12 protein-coding genes are annotated in these 18,272 nt (G+C 52.8%); 7 read left to right on the top strand and 5 right to left on the bottom strand.

Going from position 1 to position 18,272, the window contains the following annotated elements:
- The first annotated feature begins 10 nt into the window (after positions 1-10).
- From AB6B37_RS09425 to AB6B37_RS09445, 5 genes are all read left to right on the top strand, one after another.
- Positions 11-1,405 (top strand): M28 family metallopeptidase, encoded by a 1,395-nt coding sequence (locus tag AB6B37_RS09425; RefSeq protein ID WP_371395521.1) that lies wholly within the window; start codon positions 11-13, stop codon positions 1,403-1,405.
- Positions 1,406-1,526: 121 nt separating this feature from the next.
- Entirely contained in the window at positions 1,527-4,745 is a 3,219-nt protein-coding gene (locus AB6B37_RS09430) for an amidohydrolase family protein (RefSeq protein ID WP_371395522.1), read from the top strand.
- A gap of 162 nt (positions 4,746-4,907) precedes the next feature.
- Positions 4,908-5,570 (top strand): hypothetical protein, encoded by a 663-nt coding sequence (locus tag AB6B37_RS09435; RefSeq protein WP_371395523.1) that lies wholly within the window; start codon positions 4,908-4,910, stop codon positions 5,568-5,570.
- 206 nt (positions 5,571-5,776) lie between these two features.
- The gene (alaS, locus tag AB6B37_RS09440) at positions 5,777-8,422 is read left to right on the top strand and encodes an alanine--tRNA ligase (protein ID WP_371395524.1); all 2,646 of its coding nucleotides are present in this window, start codon (positions 5,777-5,779) and stop codon (positions 8,420-8,422) included.
- A gap of 4 nt (positions 8,423-8,426) precedes the next feature.
- Positions 8,427-8,789 (top strand): VOC family protein, encoded by a 363-nt coding sequence (locus AB6B37_RS09445; RefSeq protein WP_371395525.1) that lies wholly within the window; start codon positions 8,427-8,429, stop codon positions 8,787-8,789.
- A gap of 9 nt (positions 8,790-8,798) precedes the next feature.
- Here the strand turns inward: AB6B37_RS09445 and AB6B37_RS09450 are convergent, their stop codons facing one another.
- From AB6B37_RS09450 to AB6B37_RS09460, 3 genes are all read right to left on the bottom strand, one after another.
- Positions 8,799-9,101: a hypothetical protein gene (locus AB6B37_RS09450; protein ID WP_371395526.1), complete on the bottom strand. Its 303-nt coding sequence runs from the start codon at positions 9,099-9,101 to the stop codon at positions 8,799-8,801.
- A gap of 167 nt (positions 9,102-9,268) precedes the next feature.
- Complete coding sequence (gene recA / locus AB6B37_RS09455; RefSeq protein ID WP_371395527.1) at positions 9,269-10,369, bottom strand: recombinase RecA; 1,101 nt, start codon at positions 10,367-10,369, stop codon at positions 9,269-9,271.
- A gap of 146 nt (positions 10,370-10,515) precedes the next feature.
- Complete coding sequence (locus tag AB6B37_RS09460; protein ID WP_371395528.1) at positions 10,516-13,191, bottom strand: ATP-binding protein; 2,676 nt, start codon at positions 13,189-13,191, stop codon at positions 10,516-10,518.
- 145 nt (positions 13,192-13,336) lie between these two features.
- On the opposite strand from AB6B37_RS09460, the gene AB6B37_RS09465 reads away from it, so the two are divergent.
- Together AB6B37_RS09465 and AB6B37_RS09470 are read left to right on the top strand one after the other, a co-directional pair.
- Positions 13,337-15,172, top strand: coding sequence for a DUF885 family protein (locus AB6B37_RS09465; RefSeq protein ID WP_371395529.1), 1,836 nt, complete (start codon positions 13,337-13,339; stop codon positions 15,170-15,172).
- 29 nt (positions 15,173-15,201) lie between these two features.
- Positions 15,202-17,031 carry a DUF885 family protein gene (locus tag AB6B37_RS09470; protein ID WP_371395530.1) on the top strand — a complete coding sequence of 610 codons (1,830 nt, stop codon included), beginning with the start codon at positions 15,202-15,204 and terminating at the stop codon, positions 17,029-17,031.
- 221 nt (positions 17,032-17,252) lie between these two features.
- Here AB6B37_RS09470 and AB6B37_RS09475 read toward each other — a convergent pair whose 3' ends face one another.
- Positions 17,253-17,696 (bottom strand): DUF6491 family protein, encoded by a 444-nt coding sequence (locus tag AB6B37_RS09475; protein WP_371395531.1) that lies wholly within the window; start codon positions 17,694-17,696, stop codon positions 17,253-17,255.
- A 105-nt stretch (positions 17,697-17,801) separates the two neighbouring features.
- Positions 17,802-18,245: a DUF6491 family protein gene (locus AB6B37_RS09480; RefSeq protein ID WP_371395532.1), complete on the bottom strand. Its 444-nt coding sequence runs from the start codon at positions 18,243-18,245 to the stop codon at positions 17,802-17,804.
- Positions 18,246-18,272: the final 27 nt, after the last annotated feature.

Raw genomic sequence — 18,272 nt, forward strand, 5'->3', positions numbered from 1 at the left:
TAGGATTACTATGCGTTACCTCTCTACTCTTCTGACGACGACACTCTGTGCGACCGCTAGCTTTAGCCTCAGTTCTTGCGCGCAAGCCCAAGGTAGCACCAACGCCGTGCCCCCCTCAGAAGTACTGGATTTATATGATATTGCCACCGCCCCCTCGGCGACGCGCATTGTGGACGATATTCAAACGCTGGTAAATTTTGGGACGCGCCATACACTGTCTGAAACTGAGTCGGACACACAGGGCATTGGTGCAGCGCGGCGCTGGATTTTCGAAGAATTTGAGCGAATTTCGGCTGATTGCGGCGGTTGCCTAGAGGTCATCTATGTCTCTGACACAATATCGGGTGAACGTCGTATTCCAGAGCCCACAGAGGTCGTATCCGTGCTGGCGATACAACGCGGCACGCTCGACCCCAACCGCTTTGTCATGATGTCAGGCGACATCGATAGCCGTGTCACGGACCCGCTTAACGGGACGGACGATAGCCCCGGTGCGAATGATAATGCCTCTGGCATGGCAGGCACAATCGAGGCCGCGCGTATATTATCCAAACGAAAATATGCAGGCAGCATCATCTATGCAGGGCTGTCGGGCGAAGAACAGGGGCTGTTCGGCGGGAAAATTGTCGCTGATCATGCCCTCAAAGAAGGCTGGGAGATTAAAGGCGTTTTGAATAACGATATGATATCTAATATCGCGGGCATTGACGGGGTCGTAAATAATTCTGTTGTGCGCGTCTTCTCAGAAGGCACCCGCGCGAATGAGACGCCAGAGGAAGCCCGCATCCGCCGTTTTACAGGCGGCGAAGTCGATAGCCCCTCGCGCAACCTCGCGCGTTATATCAAAACCCAAGGCGACCAATATATGGTCAATTTGGATATTAATATGGTCTACCGCCTCGACCGTTACCGCCGCGGCGGACACCACCGGCCTTTTAACGATGTCGGCATCCCGGGCATACGCATCATGGAGTCCCACGAGCATTACGACCGCCAGCATCAAGATTTACGCAGTAAGGACGGGCGTCCTTACGGCGATACAATGGACGGTGTAGACGGGCCATATGCGGCGAAACTTACCGCGCTTAATGCACTGACGCTTGCAGGTATGGCGGGTGCGCCGCCCTTCCCAAGCAATGTCGAAGCGTCTGGCGCGGTGGAGGCGTCGGCCAAGCTGACGTGGGAGCGGCCCACAGGCAAGCCAGCTGAAAACCTGGCGGGGTACCGCGTGCATTGGCGCGAAACCACGGCACCAGAGTGGACCCATTCCCGCTATGTCGGCAATGTATCCGAGTGGACCTTTGAAAACCTAGTTATCGACAATTATTTCTTTGGTGTATCAGCGGTATCAAAAGACGGCCATGCGACCCCCGTTGTGTTCCCCGGCCCTGCGGGCCGCTTCTAAGCAAAGATGCCTGCGGGCCGTTTCTAAATAATGACTTCATTTCGCTTATCAGGCGAGACTTAACGACAGAGCTAGCCGCAAGAGCTAGCCTGTCCCCCTACATCGCATGACGGAGATTCCCATGACCTTTACCAAAGCCCTTTTAGCGACAACGGCCCTTTTGATTGGTGGCGCATTGGTCGCCAGTCCAGTCCTGGCTGATAGCAAGAAAGACGATACAAAATGGGACGTGAACAACCCACCTGGTAAAAAGAAATCCGTCCCAATTAATGTGACCGAGGGCACATGGATGAGCCTTGACGTGTCGCCCGACGGCAAGACTATCGCCTTTGACTTATTAGGTGACATTTACACCATCCCCGTCACCGGCGGTACAGCGACTAACATTGCCTCTGGCATGGCGTGGGAAATCCAGCCGCGCTTTAGCCCCGACGGGTCGCGCATTGCCTTTACGTCCGACCGGGCGGGCGGGGATAATATCTGGACGATGGCAGCAGACGGATCTGACATGCAACAAGTCACAGATGAGAGCTTTCGTCTTTTGAACAATCCGACATGGTCACCAGACGGAGAGTTTATCGCGGCGCGTAAACATTTCACCACATCGCGCTCTCTTGGGACCGGCGAGATTTGGCTCTATCACACATCGGGCGGCTCTGGTGTGCAACTGACGAAAAAGCCGTCTGACGCACACCAAAAAGAAATTGGCGAGCCGATGTTCAGCCCCGACGGCCGCTATGTTTATTACACCGCCAACACGACATCTGGGCCCATTTTTGAATATGCCCAAGACAGTAATACGCAGCTGTTCGAGATTAAAAAATACGATATGGAAACGGGCGAGGTGTCTGACGCGGTCGGCGGCGCAGGCGGGGCCGTGCGCCCGACACCCTCACCCGACGGCAAATCCATTGCCTATGTGAAACGTGTCCGCGCGAAATCTATGTTATTTATCAAAGATTTAGAGTCAGGCGAAGAGCGCATGGTATTTGACCATCTTGACCAAGACATGCAAGAAACTTGGGCCGTCTACGGCGTCTACCCCAATATGGACTGGAGCCCCGATAGCCAGACATTATACTTTTGGGCCGGGGGTCAAATCCATTCTGTTGACGTGACGTCAGGCGATATAGACCACATTGATTTTCGGGTTAAAGATAGCCGCGAAATCATGGCCCCGCCGCGTCCAAAAACCGAAGTGTCACCTGACACGCTCGAGACGAAAATGCCCCGCTATGCGGCCGTCTCGCCCGATGGCAAGAGCACCATTTTTGAAAGCCTAGGAAAGCTCTATATTAAAAATGGTCGCGGCATTGCCACGCGCCTCACACAGCTTCCTGATACGATGTACGAGCTTGATCCCGCGTGGTCACGCGATAGCAAAACGCTCACTTTCGTGACTTGGAATGATGATGACCTTGGCGCGATACACAGCATGAATATTGCCAGTGGGAAAATCACGACCCTCACCCAAAACCCTGGCCATTTTCGCCGCCCCGCCGTGTCACCTGACGGCGATTACATCACCTATGAAAAAAGCAGCGGCGGCTACCTAACCGATGACCGTTGGTCAGACGCACCCGGCATTTATGTCATGGCCTTGGACGGATCAGAGCCTGTGAAAGTGCGCGGCTCCGGCAGTCACCCACATTTCGGCGCAGATGATTTACGTATCTTCTTCACCGCTGGCAGAGACGGCAATCGCGCGCTCATCTCGACAAACCTATTGGGGGATCAAGAACGTGTCCACGCCAGTGCCAAACTCGCGCAGAGCGTCCAAATATCACCATCGGGCAAGCACATCGCCTTTCGCGAAAACTATAATCTATTCGTTATGCCGGCCTTATCAGGCCCGCAAAATGTCGCCGCAGGGGCGAGTGCAAACGCCCTGCCCGTCACAAAATTATCCGACGGCGGCGCCACATATCCCAGTTGGTCAGAGGACGGCGCAACGATAAACTGGACGCTCGGCCCGAATTTATATTCTGTCGATGCCGCCAAAGCGCTTGCCAATGACGATTACATCCCACCCACGCGCGGGACGTCATTATCGTTGGATGTGCCCGCCGCAAAGCCCGACGGCTTGGTCGCGCTGACAAATGTGCGCATCATTACCATGGCCAGTAAAGACGGCGGCGTGATTGAAAACGGCACTATCCTCATCGACGGTGACCGTATCAAAGCGGTGGGCGAGAGTGTCCAAATTCCAACAGACGCCACAACCGTTGACCTAAAAGGTAAAACAATCATGCCGGGCCTTGTCGATGCCCATGCCCACGGCCCGCAAGGGGTCGGCGATTTGACGCCGCAACAAAACTGGTCCGCTATGGGCCATTTAGCGCTGGGTGTGACGACGATATTTGACCCATCCACACGCGCGGCGGCCTTCTTTCCAGCCGCGGAAATGCAACGCGCGGGCAAAATCATCTCCCCGCGTCTGTTCTCAACAGGCGAAATTATCTACGGCGCGAAAGCACCTGGCTTCTTTGCCTCTATTTCGGATGAAGACGACGCCCAAGAACACGTCAGCCGCCTTAAAAATCAAGGCGCTCATGGTGTGAAAAACTATAACCAACCCCGCCGCGAACAACGCCAACAAGTCGTCAAAGCGGCGCGCGATAACGACATTATGGTCGTGGCCGAGGGCGGTTCCCTCTATCATATGGATATGTCCATGGTGGTCGATGGAAACACATCGATTGAACATAACCTGCCGCAATCCCAAATCTATGATGATGTGATACAGCTTTATAGCCAGACAAAGGTCGCTTATGTGCCGACGCTTGCTGTGACATACGGCGGGATGAGTGGGGAGCTTTATTTCTATCAAGAGTCCGACGTTTGGAAGCATCCCATCCTATCCAAACATGTGCCCGCCGATGTTCTACAAGCCCGCGCCGTGCGCCGCATTACGGCCCCCGATGAGGATTTCGTGGATGCGGTCAGCGGCGCGACCTCCAAAAAGCTGGCTGATGCGGGCGTCTTGGTCGCCATCGGCGCGCATGGCCAACGCGAAGGTCTTGCCGCGCATTGGGAAATGTGGAGCTTTGCCCGCGGCGGCATGACCGCTGTCGAGGCCCTACGCGCCGCCACCACAGCGCCAGCCGAGCATTTGGGTTTCCTTGATGATATTGGTAGTCTAGAGCGCGGCAAACTCGCTGACCTCGTCATATTATCTGACAATCCGATGGACGATATTCGCCATACCGATAATATTGAACACGTCATGATTGGCGGACGTTTATATGAGGCCGAAACACTGAACGAAGTCCACACGGGCAACTCAAAACGCGCACCCTATTGGTTTGAAAAAGACGGCTTCCGCCAATCGATACAGTAAAGCACCAACGACAGTCAGATTTATCACAGCAAACAAATGCTCGCCCTATATTATTTGGGGCGAGCGTTTTACGTTTAAGGGTGGGCAAGTCTCTATTTAGCCTCCCCTTGCTGTTTTGCCCCATAATGTTTGCGGGTGAACCCATCGTCTGACCATAATGCCGTGATTGATACCTCCTCGCTACGGGCCTTAATTGCGCTGCGGGTTACGGCGTTCTTTGCGGCTGTTGCGGCGGACGCGGGCTTGGCGCAGCTAACCTCGCGCGCGCCGATGATCATACGGCTTTACCGTTTGCTTTTATCGATTGAGCGGCACAATCGCGACATTATCCTAAAGGCGCAGATGTTATCTGACCCCATTTGGCGCGCGCGGGTTTACACAGAACTTGGGGGATGGTGGGCAGCCAAGCGGTGGCGAGAACGCATGACGACCAGTCGCTTGCTACGAAAAGCCAAAGCCCGCCAAGCAAAACGACAACGACCCCGCCATTCGGACACCTCAAATCCGCCGCAAACGGGCAATGCTCATCGGTTTAAAACCGATAGCCTCGGTCAATTTCGCTGGGCCGCCATTCCGCGCGGTGAGGCCTGTGAATCAGCAAGAAAAGCATGCAGAAAAACCGCCGAGCCAACGGCCTGCGCGCCGTCGATAAGCTGTGAAAAGCCAGTGCCAGTCACTCCACATGATTTTACGTCTGCGGAGCGGACACAATCCGCTAACCTCGCCGATAACAAAAGCGAGACCGGTGAGCCGTCAAGCACTCCAATCTCTCGACCACCCGGTTTAGTCAGGCAAAAAGCGCAAGGCCCAGCGCCGCCCGTGTGAGGCCATCGTTAAATCAAAGACCGCCTTGTTAAGCACAAGCGCGGGCAATACCGCATGGCTTATGCTTAATCTCCACACAGCGCCTAAAAGCGAGGTCAAACACACAGCGAATAATAAAAACTTTCCTTGGCTTAACGCCCTGCTGTTTCTATATGTTTTGTCTAAATCACACGGCCTGTCACAGGCGGTTGAACAAAGAGATGTTTATGACCAGCGTTCGCGATATCCGATCCCAATTCCTGTCGTATTTTGGCGGTAATGGCCATGACATTACCCCTTCCGCGCCGCTCGTGCCCGATAACGATCCCACGCTTTTGTTTGTCAACGCAGGCATGGTGCCGTTTAAGGATTATTTTACGGGCGCCATGACCCCGCCCATGCCGCGCGCAGTCTCTAGCCAAAAATGCGTACGCGCAGGCGGGAAGCATAATGATCTTGATAATGTGGGCTATACGGCGCGTCACCATACGTTTTTTGAAATGCTGGGTAACTTCAGCTTTGGTGATTATTTCAAAGATCAAGCCATCGAACATGCGTGGAATTTGGTCACACGCGATTTTGGTCTGGATAAGGACAAACTGCTCGTCACCGTTTATCACACAGATGACGAAGCGGCGGCCCTTTGGAAAAAAATTGCTGGGCTGTCCGATGACCGTATCATTCGCATTGCCACATCAGACAATTTTTGGGCCATGGGTGACACGGGGCCGTGCGGGCCCTGTTCTGAGATTTTCTATGACCACGGGTCTGATATTCCCGGCGGCCCCCCAGGTTCGCCCGATGAAGATGGGGACCGCTTTATCGAGATTTGGAATTTGGTTTTCATGCAGTTTGAAAAAGGCGCAGACGGAGTGCAAAAACCTTTGCCCAAACCGTCTATCGATACTGGCATGGGCCTAGAGCGTACGGCCGCTATTTTACAAGGCAAACACGATAATTATGACATCGATCTGTTTCAGAATCTGATTGCGGCGTCAGAGAACTTAACGGGTGTAAAATCACAAGGCGACGCGAAATTTAGCCACCGCGTGATTGCTGATCATTTGCGTTCTTGCTCATTTTTAATGGCCGATGGGGTTAGCCCCAGCAATGAAGGCAGAGGTTATGTTCTGCGCCGCATCATGCGCCGCGCGATGCGTCATGCCCATATTTTGGGAACGAAAGACCCGTTGATGCACCGTCTTGTCCCTTCCCTGATCACCGAAATGGGCGATGCTTATGGCGAGCTTGGTCGCGCACAAGCCAGTATTGAGGCCACGTTCGAGCAAGAAGAAGAGCGCTTTCGCCGCACACTGGGTCGCGGTACCGCACTGCTTGATGACGCCACGGAAGGATTGAAAGACGGGGATGTTCTGCCCGGGAAAACGGCCTTTACGCTTTATGATACTTACGGCTTTCCACTTGATTTGACCCAAGACGCGCTGCGCTCTCGCGGCATTACTGTGGATACAGACGGCTTTGACAAAGCCATGGCCAAACAAAAAGAGACGTCTAAAGCGTCGGGTTTTAAATCGGGTGACGCGGGAACAGATGATATTTGGCTGGCCGCGCGCGAAAAATTTGGTGCCACAGAGTTTACAGGATTTGAAAGCTTGGACGGAACCGATACAATTCACACAGTGGTCGTGGACGGAAACGCTGTCACAGAAGCCTCGGATACAGAGGTCATGTTCGCCAGCACGAAAACACCGTTTTACGCTGAAAGCGGAGGCCAAGCTGGAGACAAAGGTGTTGTGACGTTTGACAATGGCGCCAGCATCACTGTGACTGATGTCCTGAAAAAAGCAGGCGACGTTCATGTTCATATTGGGACGCTTTCTGGCACTATAAAGGTCGGCAATGAGGCGCATTACAGCGTCAATCCCGACAACCGCAAACGCACGATGGCGAACCATTCGGCGACCCATATTATGCACGAGGCGCTGCGCCGTGTGCTTGGTCCGCATGTATCGCAAAAAGGGCAGATGGTTGACGGCGAACGTATCCGGTTTGATATCTCCCATGGGGCCGGCATTACCCGGGATGAGCTAAAAAAGGTCGAAGACGAAGTTAACGCCGTCATCCAACAAAACGCCGCCGCTGATACGAAACTCATGTCCCCTGATGCCGCGATTGAGGCGGGCGCTATGGCGCTATTTGGTGAAAAATACGGCGATGAAGTGCGCGTTTTGGCGCTGGGCGAGCCTTTGGACGCAGACGCTGACAAGCCCTATTCTGTAGAGCTTTGTGGAGGCACCCATGTCGAGCGCACAGGCGATATTGCCCTATTTAAAATCGTCTCGGAAGGCGCGGTGGCCGCTGGCATTCGCCGGGTTGAAGCCGTCACAGGCGAACTGGCGCGGGATTACCTTGAGGGTCGCGCCGCGATTACGCAAAACCTGGCAGATACGCTCAAAGCCAAACCAGAGGACGTGCCAACACGGCTTGAGGCGCTTTTGACTGAACGCAAGCAAATGGAAAAAGACATATCCGAGCTTAAGAAGCAACTTGCCATGGGCGGCGGCGGGGGTGCGACGTCGGTTGAAGACATCAACGGCGTAAAAGTCATGGCACGCGTCCTCGACGGTGTGTCGGGCAAAGATTTGCGCGCGATGTTGAACGAACAAATTTCCGCAATTGGATCGGGCATTGTGGCCTTTGTCGCGAAAGACGACGGCAAAGTCGCGGTGGCCGTCGCCGTCACCGATGATTTGACCCAGAGCTATAATGCGGCGACTTTGGTCAATGCGGGAGCCGAAAAAGTCGGCGGGCGCGGCGGCGGAAAACCTGGTATGGCGCAAGCGGGCGGGACAAATGTCGCGGGGGCTGATGATGCGCTTACGGCGATTAGATCTGCCATTGAAGCGGTCTAATATCATGAGCACACATCACCACTTTAATTATATTGAGCTGCCAACTACCGATATGGCCGCCATGAAAGCATTCTACACCCAGGCGTTTGGATGGGAATATATTGATTACGGGCCACGCTACGCCGCGATAATAGGCGCAGGTGTTGATGGTGGGTTTGACGCCGATGCCGGTGCGCGAGGCCCGTCAAAACAGGGCGTGTTAGTGATTTTACACTCTGATGATTTACTCGCGAGCGAGCAGGCTGTGAAAGCAGCAGGCGGCGTTATTTCTGTGCCAGCCTTTGATTTTCCTGGCGGGCGGCGGTTTCATTTTACCGATCCTAGCGGCAATGAACTTGGCGTTTGGACGCAAAGCTCTGAGGGTTAAAGTTTAGCATTAAGCATCATCACGCGTTAATCCCATAACGAAATCAATGACCTTTTGCGCTGGCATTTCGCAAGGTTTAAGCCGCGCACCCGATGTCAGGCGGTAAAGATTAAGGCTGATATAATCAGTGCCCCCAAGCTCTCGCGCCACAAGGTTTGATTGCCGCCCATCATCATTTTGTGATTTTGTCACGCCGTAGCGAACCCCATTATACTGCGCGTAAAAATAGCCCGTTGGGAGAGCATCAAATTGAGCGAGAAAGTCTTGCATGTCATGACCTCTGAAGCCTAAGTCAAATGTGTGTAATCTCATAATAGCTTATTTTACGATCAGGGTATCTATCTTTTCCCGCACCACACTTTTGGGACAATTTCCACTCACACAAAAAGAAACCCGCCCTGCACACTCTTTATGAAAAAGTGTGCAGAGCGGATTACCGTTCAGAAGGAAACTTTAAAGGTGTTCACACCTATAGGGCTTTACGCCTTAATCGCGGGAATATCCGTGATATCGTCATTTTGCTCTTCTTTGGGGACAAGCAATTCATCCGCAATGAGGCCTTTTTCTTGGCGAATTTTAAGTTCAACCGCATCAGCAATATCTGGATTAGCGATAAGGAATTGGCGGACGTTTTCACGACCCTGCCCAATACGTTCTTCGCCGTAGCTATACCAGCTCCCTGACTTTTCAATCACGCCAGCCATAACACCCATATCGATAATCTCGCCCGTTTTGGAGATCCCCTCGCCATACATGATGTCAAATTCGACTTGGCGGAAAGGCGGGGCCACTTTGTTTTTCACAACTTTCACACGGGTCTGGTTACCCACCACTTCGTCGCGGTGCTTAATCGCGCCAATACGGCGAATATCAAGACGCACAGACGAGTAAAATTTCAGCGCATTACCACCCGTTGTCGTCTCGGGCGAGCCATACATGACACCGATTTTCATCCGAATTTGGTTGATGAAAATAACCATACAGCCGGATTTGGAAATAGACCCTGTCAGCTTACGCAGCGCTTGGCTCATCAGACGCGCTTGCAATCCTGGCAAACTATCACCCATATCGCCTTCAAGCTCAGCACGCGGCGTTAGGGCCGCAACAGAGTCGATGACCAAAACATCAATCGCGCCAGAGCGCACCAATGTGTCGGCAATTTCAAGACCTTGTTCACCCGTGTCAGGCTGCGCGATCAAAAGCTCGTTCACGTCAACGCCAAGCTTGGCCGCATATGTCGGGTCAAGCGCATGTTCGGCGTCAATAAAGGCTGCAACACCGCCTTCTTTTTGGATTTCAGCGACACAGTGCAAGGACAAAGTCGTTTTACCAGATGATTCAGGACCGTAAATTTCAATGACACGGCCACGCGGTAAGCCGCCTATGCCGAGGGCGATATCCAGTCCAATTGAGCCTGTCGAGACAGAGGCGATATCCATCGCGCTTTTGTCGCCCAATTTCATGACAGAGCCTTTACCAAAGGCGCGGTCGATTTGACCCAAGGCTGCCTCTAGCGCAGCAGATTTATTTTTATCGGAAGCTTTACCCACGACAGTTAATGGTGTTGAGTTTCTGGCCATTATATAACTCCAGCGAGGATAACCGGAGCCCTTCGGTCATCACATTGAAATTCCGGCTGTTATTGGACTGCCGTGAATCGTTTGTGCCACTTTTGTTCTCTATGCGCAAGTAAAAAGAACAAAATTGGAACATTAAGCCGCTAAGCCTATAAATACTCATCATTTTCTCCGCCTGTCGCAATCTCTGATTTAACCTTTTCAGCAAGCTGGACAAGCGTAAATGGCTTGGGCAGGAAGGTCACATCGGGTTCCTCGGATAGCAAATCAGAGAACTCTTCCTGCGCGTAACCCGAAATAAAGACAATACGCGCATCACCGAGCAGCGCGCGTCCTTTCTTCAGTAATGTCGGGCCGTCCATACCCGGCATCACGACATCTGAGATCATCAAATCAATGGTCTCCGTGCCCTCTTGTAAAAGCTCATAGGCTTCTTCGCCGTCGCACGCCTCTATGACGTTATAGCCGCGCTGACGTAGGGTTTTAGCGGCCATGATACGGACGCTATCTTCGTCTTCAACAAAGAGGATAGTGCCCTGCCCTGCCAAATCAGACGGCGGCTTTGGTGCGCGCTTCGTGCTGGCTTTTGCCACAACGGGTTCGGGGAAATCAGCCGCATCTGGCACAGGGAAATAAAGGCGGAATGTCGTGCCCACACCCAACTCACTATCAACAGACAGCACACCGCCCGATTGCTGCACAATACCGTAAACCGTGGCAAGGCCGAGGCCTGTGCCTTTGCCGACATCTTTTGTCGTAAAGAACGGCTCGAAAATTTTGGCTTTTACCTCATCCGACATACCTGTGCCCGTGTCTGACACTTCAACACGGACAAAGTGATTGGATTTGGTCGCACGCAACGCATCAATAGGATCAGAACTGCCGAGCTTATCAACCGTGACTTCGGAGGATTTAATTGTAATCGTCCCCCCGCCCGATGCCGCCATAGCGTCGCGCGCATTCACACAAAGGTTCATAAGGATATTATCAATCTGCGTTTTATCAGCCAAAATGGGCGGTAGAGCGCGGCCATGTATGACATTAAGCTTCACACGTTCGCCGATAGTTTGTTTTAGCGTGACAACCATATCAGACAGCGTTTCCGTCACGTCCACACGTTCAGCGCGCCGCGTTTCTTGGCGAGAGAAGGCGAGTAGTTTTTTAACAAGGCCCGCCGCCCGAGAGACATTGGAATTAATCTCTTGCAGTTCAGGATAGGACGGATCGCCAATGGGGTGACGCCCCAATAGATCATCAGCGTTCAGGCGGATAATCGTCAGAATATTATTAAAATCATGCGCGACGCCGGCCGCTAACTGGCCAATGGCTTGCATTTTCTGGCTTTGGACGAGCTGATCTTCCAACAGCTTTCGCGCCGAAATATCTACAATATAGGCCCAGGCCGTCTGCGGGGTGGCAGGGTCGGATACGATATAGACATTGACAGGCAAGGCCCCCTCACCCGCCAGTGTCGTCTCGACGACAGACCGTTCAGACAGCCCGCCTGAATCTGACAGCACAGGTGCAGAGAGGAAATCGAGATCATCTTTATCGACACTAAAGATGTCTTCAAACTTAGCCGGCGGCCAATCGAAATCAGGCTTACCTGATTCGGCCATCATGGCACTAAACGCGGGGTTGGCCGAGAGTATGGACGCCCGCCCCAATGTGTCACCTGACAGTTTTAAAATACCAATCGGGGCGGCGTTAAAGCTGTCCCCGACTGTGACTGTATTGGGCATAGGCACGGGACCGCTTTGGGTCAGATGCTCTGGTTTTTGCGGCACGACCAGCGGCGTCGACGGTCGCGGTGCCCCCATAGAGCTATGACCATAAAGCGCAACAGAGGCAATGGTCTGACCTGTGCCCAGCTCTCGCCATGTGCCGACCATGACAGTGGGCGACACCAGACCGCGCATCGTAATCAGCCGCGTATCAGCACGAATAATCCGCCCTGCCGTTGGCGGGCTATCGAGTACTGCTTCCGGGTTTTCGATAAATTCGCGCATAAATTCTGGACGGAGGCCATGCTCTACCCCCAACCAGCGCTCTAGCACAGGGTTCATCGCAATGACGCGACCGTCTATTTCCACTGCAAAAAGACCAACAGGCGCATCGGTCAGTATTTCGTCTTGGCCGAGGCTTTCGTCCGCCGTGTCCATGACCTGCCATAATTGCGAATGACCGTTATGGGACGTTAGCGCCGTGACTTGGATACGGTAGCGCACATGCTGCCCTTCGGGGCCGATGGTGTCGATAAATTCCTCGGCAAAGCTTGTCGCGGGATCCATATGAAACAGGCGGAAAATAGCGGGGGCCGTGTCTTTGGGCTGCTCTTCCTCGGACGGGGCGGTAAACAGGCGGTCAACGGTGGGCGGACCGCCGCTAATACCCAGCGCATTCATGTCTTGGGCCAGCGCCATATAGGCACTATTGGCGCGCACAGGTTTGCCGTTATGCACAATCAAGCTAGCGCGTGTGTAGCGCTCAAAGGCTTGCGCCATATTGCTCTCTATATCAGCTTGGGCAACGCGTTCGGCGCGCGAGATGCTGACCGACATTAACAGCGCGATGAAAGCCGCTGTGCCGAGACCCGCAACTAAGAGCAGCGCGGGCCACCCTAAGGTCACGGCTTGCGTGGCAGCGATATAGGCACAGACCAGGATAAGTACGCAGAGTATAATCATCAAAAAAATGAACAGAGCACTGCGCCCAGGAGAGCGGTTCGCGCCGTCGTCATAGTCGCTGGCGCGCCATGATTTTGGCGTTTGGGCCAAGGGGTCTGCCCCTTCGCCGACGGCGCTATTTCGAATCACATCATCCATGGGCTGACTCTAATCCAAAAATTCGCCGCTGCGGGGAAAACTTAACGAGAAAATAAGCGGTATTCAGACTGTATTGTGAGCTGTCTTGCTACGCGGATGATATTGGTTAAACTATGCGTTTAATCACGACACTTATGGACGTCTTATGCGACTTACAACACGCCTTTTAATTTCTGCTATGACGGCGGCGACGCTTCTGTCTGGTTGCACCCCCAAAGGCGCGTCAGAGGCGTCCAAAGCCGAGCTGGTTATATCAGAAAGCAAGGCGCTCAACGACTGGTTCGCGGCGCGCTTTGATGACCAGCTCGCACGCAGCCCGATGATGCAGACTTATCTGGGGCAAAAGGATAATCAAGACCGGCTAGACGATAGCTCGCAACTGGCGGATGACGAAGGCGCGGCGCTGACAGAGCAGTGGCTAAAAGATATGCGCGCGCGCTTTGATATTGACCGTCTGGACGCGCAATCAAAGTTGTCGTACCGCCTGTATGAATTTGCGGCCAAGGACGATTTGGAAAGCCATGCTTATTCTGATCATGACTATGTCTTCCAGCATATGTCTGGCCCGCATTCTGATTTGCCGTCCTTCATGATTAATTTCCACCAGATAAGCTCAGAGCTAGATGCCAAAGCCTATATCGCGCGGCTGGACGGTGTGCGCGCCTATATGGGGCATTATATTGAAAAAGCCGAAGCGCAAGCAGCCAAAGGCGTCGTGTTGCCTAAATTTGTTTACGGGAAAATCACGCCAGCGGCCCGCAATGTCATAACAGGCGCGCCTTTTGATGATAGCGGAGCTGATAGCCCTCTGCTGTCTGATTTCAAAGATAAAATCGGCAAGCTGACCATCGCGGAGGCTGTGCGGGATGATTTAGTCAAAGAGGCCGAAGCCGCGCTGCTGCGCTCTGTTGAGCCCGCTTACACCGATATGATTGACATGTTTGCCCGCCACGCAGCTATCGCTACAGATGATGACGGGGCGTGGAAACTACCCAATGGTGAGGCCTATTACCAAGCGCGACTAAAGCATTACACGACCACAGAGCTGACCGCTGACGAAATTCACAATATCGGCCTATCCGAGGTCGCGCGCATCCAAGACGAGATGCGCCAAATCATGACCCAAGTCGGATTTGAGGGTGATCTGAAAAATTTTTACACCTTACTGCGCACGGACCCGCAATTTGTCTATCCAGAGACTGACGCGGGCGCAGAGGCCTATATTACAGACGCCACCGCCATTATCGATGATATGAAAGGGCGCATGGACAGCCTGTTCATCACACAACCCAAAGCCGATATGGTTGTCAAACGGGTCGAGGCCTTTCGCGAGGACACAGCCTTTGGCGCGTTTTACGACCAACCCGCCTTAGACGGCTCTCGTCCCGGGACGTATTATATCAATATGAAGGTCGTGGCGGATCAGCCCAAATACCTCATGCAGGCTTTGGCTTATCACGAAGGTATTCCCGGCCACCATATGCAAATCGCGATTGGTATGGAGCTCGACGGCCTGCCGAAATTTAGAACGCTGGGTGGGCATACGGCCTATATTGAAGGCTGGGCGCTCTATGCCGAAGCCGTGCCAAAAGAACTGGGGCTTTATACTGATCCTTATTCCGATTTTGGCCGTCTATCGATGGAGATATTTCGTGCGGCGCGCCTTGTCGTTGATACGGGTATTCATTCTAAGAAATGGACGCGCGAGGAAGCCGTGCAATATTATCTTGATAACATCCCCAATCCCGAAGGTGACGTGCGCGCCGAAATTGACCGCTACATTGTTTGGCCCGGACAAGCGACCGCCTATAAAATTGGGATGCTAAAAATTGAAGAGCTGCGCGCGGGCGCCGAAGCCGCATTGGGCGACCGTTTTGACGTGCGCGAATTTCACGATGTTGTGCTGGCCAATGGCTCTGTGCCCCTTTCCGTCTTGGAAGAATTAGTGCAAGAGTGGACACAAGACACGCTGAGTAAATAGTCGGCGATATAAAATAAACGGAGAGACGTATGAAACACTTTATTATGATCACAGCTTCAGTTCTGGCGCTTGGCGGCACACTGACCGCTTGCTCTAGCGAGCCTGTCAAAGCCCCCGTCACCGAGGCTGAAATGGCGACAGAGACGGCGCGTCTAAACGCTTGGTTTGAAGAAAAATTCCAAGAAGGTGTCCGCGATTATCCCGAATATCTGGCATCCCTGGGCATTCGTGAACGTATGGACGAGTGGAACGACCCGACCCGTGCCTTTGAGCTAGAGCAGCTGGACGAAGAACGTCAAAACCTAGCCGAAATGAAAGAGAACTTTGATTTTGACAAGTTATCAGAAGACGCGCAGCTGTCTTACCGCTTGTTTGAGCGCAATGTGAATAATAGCCTCGATGGTGATAAATATCATGATTATGGCTACCCCTTTAATCAGATGTTTGGCATCCAAAGCGGTATTCCCACATTTATGTTAAACCGTCACCGTATCGACAACGTTGAAGACGCGCGTAATTATATCGCCCGCCTTAACGGCGTAAAAGACGTGCTGGACGTGGTGGTTGCGCGCTCTGAACAGGCGGCTGAAAAAGGCATCATGCCACCCAAATTTGTCTATGGTCACGTTATTCGCGACAGCAAAAATGTCCTAACAGGCGCGCCCTTTGAAGAAACAGACGAGCTGAACCTGCTGCTGGCGGATTTTGAAACCAAAGTCAAAAAATTGGACCTCCCAGAGGACGAGCAGGAAGCGCTTTATACGGATGCGATTACCGCGCTTTTGACATCCGTGCGACCTGCTTATGAAAACCTGATTGCCACGCTAGAAAGCCAAGAAGCGCGCACCACAACGGATGATGGTGTATGGAAATTACCTGATGGCGCGGATTACTACGCAAACCGCCTAAAGATGATGACAACAACAGATATGACCGCGTCTGAAATCCACGATTTGGGTCTGGCCGAAGTTGACCGCATCCACGGCGAAATGCGTGATATTATGACCGCGGTTGAGTTTGAAGGCGACCTGCAGGACTTCTTTGAGTTTATGCGAACTGACGAGCAATTCGTCTATCCCAATACTGAGGCTGGCAAAGCGGCCTATTTAGCAGAGGCCACACGCATGATTGATGTCATGTATGATCGTCTGCCAGAGGTGTTTAACACAATGCCAAAGGCGGGACTGGAAGTTGTTGCAGTTGAGGCGTTTCGCGAAAAGTCAGCTGGCAAAGCCTTTTACAATCGTCCCGCCCAAGACGGCTCTCGCCCGGGGCGTTATTACGCCAATCTTTATGATATGAATGATATGCCGAAATACCAAATGGAGGCACTGGCCTATCATGAAGGTGTGCCGGGTCACCATATGCAGCTGTCTATCGCGCAAGAGCTTGAAGGCGTACCGTCCTTTCGTAAATATGGCCGGGTGACCGCCTATACCGAAGGCTGGGGTCTGTATTCAGAATATCTGCCTAAGGAAATGGGTTTTTATGCTGACCCTTATTCTGATTTTGGTCGCCTTGCGATGGAATTATGGCGCGCTGCACGGCTGGTCGTCGATACGGGCTTGCATGACAAACGCTGGTCTCGTGAAAAGGCGATTGAATACCTCACGACCAATACGCCCAATCCCGAAGGGGACTGTATCAAAGCCATTGAGCGTTACATCGTGATGCCGGGCCAAGCCACAGCCTATAAAATCGGGATGATCAAAATCTTAGAACTCCGCGAAGAAGCCAAAGCGACTTTGGGCGATAAATTTGATCTCGGCGCATTTCACGATGTCGTCCTCGCCTCTGGCCCTGTCCCGCTAAATATTTTGGAAGACCGCGTGAATACGTGGGTGAAAAGCCAAGGGTAAGTCAATATTGTCATAGCCGACCTTGTGTCGGCTATCCATATGTCGCTTTTCAACAATGTTGCGTTAACAGCGTAACGCATGGATCACCGCCACACGGGCGGTGATGACGAGAATTTAGGTAGAAACATAAGACTCAAGAGGCCCGCCTTTGCGGGGGACCCGGGTTTCTAATCCCGCAATTATATATACGTGTCTCCCGCGAAAGCGGGAGCCTCGAAAAGTTACTCTGGCTTGTCAACGTCCGTTGCCTCTGCCCTTACGTCCCACTCATATATCTCATCAATATAGCATCTGTCGGGGCCGATGCCGCTACGGTCATTGAGCGTAAAGGCGGATTCGGACACGATGATAAAGTCGTTTTCACGCAGACAAGATGTACGGGGTGAGAGGCCAATCGATTGTGCAAATGGCAGATTACTGCAAATCCCGCGCACTGAGACAATATAGTCCCGGCTCGGCCCTGTACTAAGCACGACGGTGTCTTTGGTGTTGTTTGAAAAGCCGTCGATATTACGCTCAAAGCAAATTTTATCGACCTGCTGGCCGAGGCGAGCATCACCCTCAAAGGCCGCAATGCCGCGCGGTTCATCACTGGCAGTGGTGGCGCAAGATGCCAGTAGGAACGTGGCCGATAGGGTGGTGAGACTGAGGATAACATATTTCATATTCACGCCTTTAATCAGTGGTTAGCCTATGGTGAACGGCCTAGGCCCGCAAAAAGTTCCCCGTACTCGCCCGCCGGATGCCACCATGCAGAAACTGCGCGTGGCTTATTGCGCCTTTGCATCCCATTGATATATTTCATCAATCAAGCAGCGCTCGGCGGGAAAGTAATTGCCATTGGGCAGAAAGAAATCTGTTCGCGCAACAAGAACAACATCATTATCGCGCAGGCAGCGCGAGCGTGATTGTAATGTGACGTGACGGGTACGCCCAAGCTGTTCACAATTGCCTTGAAAGGCCACAACATAATCACTGTCACGCCCCGCAGATAGCAGCGCCGTTTTCTGAGCAATGCGCGTCACGTCAAGCGTGGCAGCGACTTCAAGATTACACACCCTGTCAATTTGCTCGCCCATGCGCGTATCTTTTTGTAGCGCTGTCACAGTTTTCGATGGGGTCGATACCTCTGCTTTAAGCTGTCTCGGGGTCGCGCAAGCCGTTAAAATAAGTGTCGCTATCGCAAGGCTCCATAGGGCAATTACGTGTCGCATTGTCTTTCTCCTTGCGCGTAGCATAGC

It is taken from the genome of Fretibacter rubidus, assembly GCF_041429785.1.
GTDB lineage: Bacteria > Pseudomonadota > Alphaproteobacteria > Caulobacterales > Maricaulaceae > Fretibacter > Fretibacter rubidus.

Excerpts from the sequence above, each read along its gene's own strand:
- AB6B37_RS09425 (WP_371395521.1), top strand. The coding sequence starts at position 11 with ATGCGTTACCTCTCTACTCTTCTGACGACGACACTCTGTGCGACCGCT.
- AB6B37_RS09430 (WP_371395522.1), top strand. The coding sequence starts at position 1,527 with ATGACCTTTACCAAAGCCCTTTTAGCGACAACGGCCCTTTTGATTGGT.
- alaS (WP_371395524.1), top strand. The coding sequence starts at position 5,777 with ATGACCAGCGTTCGCGATATCCGATCCCAATTCCTGTCGTATTTTGGC.
- AB6B37_RS09445 (WP_371395525.1), top strand. The coding sequence starts at position 8,427 with ATGAGCACACATCACCACTTTAATTATATTGAGCTGCCAACTACCGAT.
- AB6B37_RS09450 (WP_371395526.1), bottom strand. The coding sequence starts at position 9,101 with ATGAGATTACACACATTTGACTTAGGCTTCAGAGGTCATGACATGCAA.
- recA (WP_371395527.1), bottom strand. The coding sequence starts at position 10,369 with ATGGCCAGAAACTCAACACCATTAACTGTCGTGGGTAAAGCTTCCGAT.
- AB6B37_RS09460 (WP_371395528.1), bottom strand. The coding sequence starts at position 13,191 with ATGGATGATGTGATTCGAAATAGCGCCGTCGGCGAAGGGGCAGACCCC.
- AB6B37_RS09465 (WP_371395529.1), top strand. The coding sequence starts at position 13,337 with ATGCGACTTACAACACGCCTTTTAATTTCTGCTATGACGGCGGCGACG.
- AB6B37_RS09470 (WP_371395530.1), top strand. The coding sequence starts at position 15,202 with ATGAAACACTTTATTATGATCACAGCTTCAGTTCTGGCGCTTGGCGGC.
- AB6B37_RS09475 (WP_371395531.1), bottom strand. The coding sequence starts at position 17,696 with ATGAAATATGTTATCCTCAGTCTCACCACCCTATCGGCCACGTTCCTA.
- AB6B37_RS09480 (WP_371395532.1), bottom strand. The coding sequence starts at position 18,245 with ATGCGACACGTAATTGCCCTATGGAGCCTTGCGATAGCGACACTTATT.